The sequence below is a fragment of the Okeania sp. SIO2B9 genome (assembly GCF_010672505.1).
GTDB lineage: Bacteria > Cyanobacteriota > Cyanobacteriia > Cyanobacteriales > Microcoleaceae > Okeania > Okeania hirsuta.
In genome coordinates, this window is sequence record NZ_JAAHGK010000278.1 from 1 (window position 1) to 6,808 (window position 6,808).

Here is a 6,808-nt window from a genome sequence, read left to right on the forward strand (position 1 = left end):
GAAAAAAGTTATTTGAGAAGAAGACATAGGGTTTAGAGATAATATTTAAGAATTAATAAATAAATCGGAGTAGTTTTGTAGGAAAATTTCACAATCACTGGTATGCTGTTGCCCGCAGTGTAGAGGTAAAATGTCAGCCTTTCAGCATTACCCTTTGGCATCAATCAATTGTCCTTTATCGGGACTCAGAGGGAAAAGTCCATGCTCTGGAAGACCTTTGTCCTCATCGTTTTGTCAAACTTAGTTCTGGTCGCGCGATCGCCGATGAATTAGAATGTGCTTATCATGGATGGCGCTTTAAGTCAAGTGGCAAATGTTCTTATGTACCTTATTTAGCAAGTAATCAAAAATTGCCTAGCTGTCAAATTAGAACTTTTCCAGTACAAGAGTTAAATGGTTTTATTTGGCTATTTCCTGGAGATAAATCAAAGATAAATTTAGTTTCTCCTTTAGAAATACCTGAGTGGGAACACCTCAACTATATAGCCACCATCTCAGTTATAAAATGTCGAGCCCACTATTCTTATTTAGTGGAAAATTTGATGGATATGTACCACGGACATTTACATCAAAACTGGCAAGCATGGGCAGCAGCAAAATTAATAGATTTATCTGAAAATGACGATCGAGTAGATGCTTATTATCAGGCTCAAAGTTATTACAAAATCGACAAAATTTGGTCTATCTCTCAATTATTATTTCCTAGTTTGCGACAACTCCATCCCGAACCATTAAATGTTAGTTATATCTATCCAAATTGGGTTTCTAACCTGGGCAAAGATTTTAAAATTTATTGTCTTTTATTACCTATTAATGAAAAACAAACCCAAGCTTATCTGATTCATTTTACATCACTTCATGCCTTTTGGCGTTTACATAAACTACCAGAATGGTTTAGAAGATTTGTGAAAAATAGTTTATTTGGTTCAGCTCAAAAACTACTTGATGGATTAGTGCAGCAAGATGTAGAGATGATTGAAGAAGAACAGCAAGCTTATCTGAAAAATCCCCAGCAACGTAGCTATGAGTTAAATAAAGCTTTGGTAAGTACACAAAGATTAATTAAAAAACAAGCGCTCCAATGAATCATAAATATATGCTGAAAATAATAGAAGATCTGTTGAACAGCCGATAAGATACTTATCAAGGAATAAAACTTATCATACATAAGTTATAACCGTATTTAGTGTGAGGTCAAAAGTCCCTGAGTTAAATCAGGTCAAGAAAGAAAAATTGCTCCTTAATGAATCTGGAGGATTCCAAAATGGAGTATAACTTTTGAGGAATTATCAAGAGTTATTCTTCAGGGAGCAGCTATATAGCTAATGGAAATTAGCCTGATCAAAAAGCGATTTTGACAGCAAGCGTATTTCGATCAGGGTGATGAAAAAGAGCAAAGTATTTTTGCCGAGGCAAATTGATACCTGATGAGACTTTAAGGGGTGCAATGATTAATTTAGTAACCTTTTTTCCTCAATATAGTATTAGTTGGCCAGATAATGGAAAAAATATGGAGCAGTAACTTTAGGTACTCAGAATGGTCAAACACAAAAAAAATCTGTAATCAAGTACAGGATGGAACAAGTCAGCGCAATAAATTTGGTATCTATACCAATATGTTTGAGCATAAGGGGGGTAATTTGACTGCTCCTACTGGGAAGATAAGTCCAGTGACAGCAAATAGAGGTCAAGCAGAATAATAATCCTATTCCTTTGCAAAACCAGTAATTAGAATCCCGTGTACTGAAGTTGCGGGAGAAGTCAAAACAGCCAATATAGCAGAAGCAAGAAGCAAGAAGGAAGAAAGAAAAATCTGGCGTTGTCTGAGTTTTAAGCTTTTGATATGTCCGCGCCCTTTCCTTCGACTGCTATATCTCTCACATTATGGATGGAGCTAGTTCAACATGGGTAATACCATTGGCATAATGTTTGGGTTTTTAGGTGGAACAATTTTCGCCAGTGAGGGGGGATACAAAGTCTTACAACACCCTAACCCAAACCGAGAATATCAAAGACTTTCGGAAGCTAAATGGTTTTTGGCCTTGAGGTGGTGCGAACAATTTCCAGCTCCTGCTGGTATCCTTAACTTCCAAGGTCAATTTTCTTTTTATAATCAAGCAGCATTAAGAATTGGAGAACACAATTTTTTACCTCTAGAGTATAGGCAAGAAATTTTTAATCAATGTTTATCCTTGCCAGCAGGTACAACAAAAACTTACTCAATTTTTGCCCCTGATGGTAGTTATTTTAGCTCTTTTGAGGTGATGGGAATTGATATCGATCCTAGATATGGTAGGATTGCTATTGTCAATTCACTCTAATTTTTTCAATCAAAAAAATTAGTAGTCCTAAAATAGTAAGGATAAAGGATATTAGAATTATTCCGTGACTAGGCGTGTTTCCTATTATAGCACTACAAAAAAGTGTTAGGACATTGATAAAATTAAAATTCTTTACCTACAAAGTTTTGACTTGAGCTGATAACACAGTTCCTCCGTCAGGAGGATAGCTGAATGCTTAAAGCTATACTTATCATTAACTTCTTTACCACTACCAAAAAATTAAGCATTAGGTAGGTGAGCAGGAAGAACGCTTATGGCAGCAATAGCAATGTAGATAAGGGCGAAACGGGTTTCAAATATTGCGACAAAATAAAATTTTGTTGTGCGATACCAATCTAATCTAAAGGCGATCGCTACTAACTTGACTAAGGCCACAGTATAGGATAGAGCTGTGGCTATATTTAAGCAGTTGAAGTAGTAAAGACTCAGTATAATTAGGATTGCAGTTCCATGGTATATCATTCCAGGTACAGGAGAACTGGTTTTCTTTTTTCGCAACTTGAGTGTAAATATAGCACTGCTGAAAAATAAAGTATTCAAGATCCACATTGCCATAGCAGCTAAAGAAATATGGCCTGTCGTAGCTATATATGCTAAAGGTGCTGATAGACAGATAGCTGTAAATCCAATGAATTCATTTAGTATAGATTTTTGTTTTTGCTTTAGCACTGCAATACTATCCGCAACTAAAGCTGCTATTGCCATGGCATAGATCCATAGCAAACATGGAGATTGAAAATATAGCCATGCAGCGATCGCCATCGCAATACCTCCATATACCCCACCCCAGATGAGAAAGCGGGGTTTCCAACTACTTCGCTGTTTTATTTGCACGACTAAGGGATGTTCTGCTTGCAAGGCGAAAAAAGCACAGATCAAAGCTAAAGTTGTTGAGTTTGTCCATTCCTGAGCTAAAGCTGCCCCTGTGATAAAGGAGCCACCCAATACTAGCAAAATTCCTTGCTCTGGAGAAAACGTCGGTCTATACCAAGTTTGTAGGTTGGAACGATTTTTATTAGAGGTAGTTGTTGATAACTCAACCATGATTAAACTCCTTAAAGAAGGCGATCGGTTTTGGACGTTAGGTATGATATCAAGTTCGGATTAGCGGTCTTACTGTAGGTTGGGCGAAATGTATCTCACAACCAAAAAAAATAGACATCTGTTGGATTTTCTTCTTAATCCTGCCCATAAGCTGCGAAGGGGTGGAGAAACTACAAATTGGTATTGGCCTTCTCCCTGGACAAACAATTCTTCAACCCTACCTACAAAGTTTACATTGACACTAATCTTTATTAATAGTTTCTTGATAATTCTTCTTAATTATTTCACAAATCACACCTGATTTTTAAGTATTTATTTATACAAAATATTGAAATAGTTAGTACATTAGGGGATTTGTCAATAAAAACTCAAACTTTTATGGTCAGGACTTAAAAAGAGGGCAGTAGGCGAGATAGGTAATTATACTTCATAGAGCTAGTTATGGACTTTTGCATTGAACTAACTAATAAATAATTTAATTGATAATTAGATGCAATTATTTTGGCATAACCTAAAAAGCGATCGCCTCTCAAATCAAAGGGGCGATCGCTTTAATAATCAATTTAACAATCAGTTAGACGTTGCAAAAGAGCGCTAATCTCAACTAGATAGTAGCAAAATCATTAGCATCAATAGCTGTAGGAGCAATACCAAACAAAGTTGCTAAATCTTGTGATGTTGCAGTCTCCTGCAGAATAGTATTACCACCACTAGCAACTACAGTTAAGTCACTGAAAGTCAGACCATCTAACAAGAAGTTATCTGTACCATCTTGGTAATCCAAAATATCGTCACTGCCATCACCAGAGCGCAATATGAAACTGTCAGCACCATTACCACCAGTGAGAAGATCGGAACCTAAACCACCATCAAGAGTGTCGTTATTGCCACCACCTTCTAAGTTATCGTCACCATTACCACCTATGAGTTCGTCTCGACCTCCATTACCTTCTAAGTTATCGTCACCATTACCACCTATGAGTTCGTCTCGACCTCCACCACCTCGGAGGATATCATTTTCAGCTTCACCCATGAGAGTATCATTACCTGCATTACCCTCTAAGATATCATCACCAGTACCACCGAGTAATTCATCTGCCCCACCACGACCACTGATACTATCTGCTCCACCCAAACCTTGGATTAGGTTATCCTGAGCATTACCCTGAATCGGAATATCATCATTTCCAGTACCAACAATACCACCAGGGATCTCAAAATTACTACTATCAAGATCGGCAGCTTGGATATTTATTAAAGTTGCTAAATCTTGTGATGTTGCAGTTTCTCGGATAATAGTGTCAGTACCACTTTGAACGACAGTTACGTCACTGAAAGTCAAACCATCCAACAATAGCTCGTCTGTACCAGGGGTAAAATCACTAATCTGGTCATTGCCATCACCAGAACGCAATACGAAAGTATCGGCACCATTTCCACCATTCAGTAAATCGTTACCTAGACCACCGTCAAGAGTGTCGTTATTGTCACCACCTTGTAAGTCATCAACACCATTACCACCAAGGAGACTGTCTTGACCTCCACCACCAAGGAGAAGATCATTATCTGTACCACCATCAAGGGTATCATCACCAGTCCCACCATCAAGGTTGTCATTACCAGTACCACCAAGGAGTTCATCATTACCTCCCTGACCGTTGATGACATCTGCTCCTCCCAGACCATCAATGCTATTATTCTGATCATCACCGTTAATAGTCTCACTATTTCCAGTACCAAAAATGGTATTTGGGGTAGGGTCGGTAGGGTCAGTAGGGTCGGTAGGGTCAGTAGGATCGGTAGGGTCAGTAGGATCGGTAGGGTCGGTAGGGTCAGTAGGATCGGTAGGGTCAGTAGGATCGGTAGGATCGGTAGGGTCGGGATTGCCAAACTCGAATGCACCAATATCAGCTACACCATTAACAACGCGCTGGAAACCAGTACCTCGTTGGTCAGTAGTTAGACCGAGAGAGTTACTGCCAGCGTTAATAGCAGCACTGCCAGCTTGTAAAGCATGGGTTTGAGTAAGTCCACCGTTATCAGCAAGAGGATCTAGACCAGGGTTAGTGACTCCAGTTTGGTCACCTGTACCGTTGAAACGAGTATTAGCGTTTCCTGTACCAATTAAGTTGTTGCCACCGCTTTGGATGGAATTGCTAGTAGCTCTTAGTTCGTCAACATCATTAGCACCCGTACTATTACGGTTACCAGAAATAATTGTAGAAGTAACAGTTGTAGCCGTTTGATTGGGAGTGGTATCTAAAGCAAAACTTGCCAAACCACCGCCAGTTCCACCATTATTTAGAGTGGGAGTTTGTGCAAAGTTATTAGTAATGGTGCTGTTGGAAATTGTAGCATTGGTAAAATGGCTTAAATTGGGGTTAACGGCAGTGATGTAAACACCACCACCTTGACCGTTTGCTGTATTACCACTAATGGTGCTTTGAGTAACTTGTGTAGTACCAAAGATAGCAATACCGCCACCATCGCCAGTACCAGTAGCAAGTGCTGCGTTGTTATTGATGGTAGAATTAGTAATGGTTGTATCACCAAATGCCATGACACCACCACCATTGTAGTTAGCTTCATTATTGCTAATAGTGGTGTTGATAACATTGGCGGTGCCTAGATCGTTGTTATAGAAACCACCACCATCACCTGATGCAGTGTTGCCTGTGATTACAGCGTTACTGATAGTGATATTTTCATTATTGAATATACCACCACCATCACCAGCGTTAGTAGCATTACTTCCAAAAGCAAACCCACCTGTAATGTTTACTCCATCAATGGTAACTTGAGCTTGGTTATTGGCGTTGCCATCATCAACATTAAATACACGGAATTGACCATTAGCTGCACCCCCTCCATCTATGGTGACTGGATTTGTTTCATCTCCATCAATAGTGAGGTTTTTATCTATTAACAGTTCACTAGCGAGGGCGATAGTCTGACCACCTAGACTGGGGTCAAATTGAATCGTATCACCTGCGGCAGCATCAGTAATTGCTTGTCTTAGGGAACCAGATCCACTATCGTTAAGATTAGTTACTGTAGCCATAGTTTGTTTGACTTTTTAGTATTTTGTTTGCTATTCGTTTAAGCATTGTTAGTTGCTTCTCATCCGGAAAAAATAAGATTAATTTAGATTAATTAATTTTGCCTAAAATCTAATTCAATCATGGCAATAATTTCGAGAAATATCTTCATTTCCCAGTTGAATATTTTCTCAGTAAATCATCAGTTAATCTACTGAAAAATATGGCAAATTTTCTACAATTTTGCAGCAAATTATAGGTAATTTGTAACAATTTTTTTTCATGTTATATGATGTCCGGATAATTAGTGATCAGAAAACTCTCTCCTTCTTCTCCTGTTCTTCTTCTTTCTTCCCTCCTGACTCCTGACTCCTGACTCCTGAC

Annotated in this window: 4 protein-coding genes; 2 read left to right on the forward strand and 2 right to left on the reverse strand. The window is 38.7% G+C overall.

The features are described 5' to 3' along the window. Positions 1 to 59: 59 nt before the first annotated feature. Together F6K13_RS12040 and F6K13_RS12045 are read left to right on the forward strand one after the other, a co-directional pair. On the forward strand, positions 60 to 1,085 hold the full coding sequence (locus F6K13_RS12040) for an aromatic ring-hydroxylating dioxygenase subunit alpha (protein WP_287287461.1): 1,026 nt from the start codon (positions 60 to 62) through the stop codon (positions 1,083 to 1,085). Positions 1,086 to 1,904: 819 nt separating this feature from the next. Next, positions 1,905 to 2,321 (forward strand): hypothetical protein, encoded by a 417-nt coding sequence (locus tag F6K13_RS12045; RefSeq protein ID WP_124147236.1) that lies wholly within the window; start codon positions 1,905 to 1,907, stop codon positions 2,319 to 2,321. A 240-nt stretch (positions 2,322 to 2,561) separates the two neighbouring features. Here the strand turns inward: F6K13_RS12045 and F6K13_RS12050 are convergent, their stop codons facing one another. Then, positions 2,562 to 3,386, reverse strand: a complete 825-nt coding sequence (locus tag F6K13_RS12050; RefSeq protein ID WP_124147235.1) for a YwiC-like family protein — start codon at positions 3,384 to 3,386, stop codon at positions 2,562 to 2,564. Positions 3,387 to 3,990: 604 nt separating this feature from the next. Further along, positions 3,991 to 6,447 carry a choice-of-anchor Q domain-containing protein gene (locus F6K13_RS12055; RefSeq protein ID WP_287287460.1) on the reverse strand — a complete coding sequence of 819 codons (2,457 nt, stop codon included), beginning with the start codon at positions 6,445 to 6,447 and terminating at the stop codon, positions 3,991 to 3,993. Positions 6,448 to 6,808 lie beyond the last annotated feature (361 nt).

Coding starts and splice junctions, on each gene's coding strand:
- F6K13_RS12045 (WP_124147236.1), top strand. CDS start 1,905: ATGGGTAATACCATTGGCATAATGTTTGGGTTTTTAGGTGGAACAATT.
- F6K13_RS12050 (WP_124147235.1), bottom strand. CDS start 3,386: ATGGTTGAGTTATCAACAACTACCTCTAATAAAAATCGTTCCAACCTA.
- F6K13_RS12055 (WP_287287460.1), bottom strand. CDS start 6,447: ATGGCTACAGTAACTAATCTTAACGATAGTGGATCTGGTTCCCTAAGA.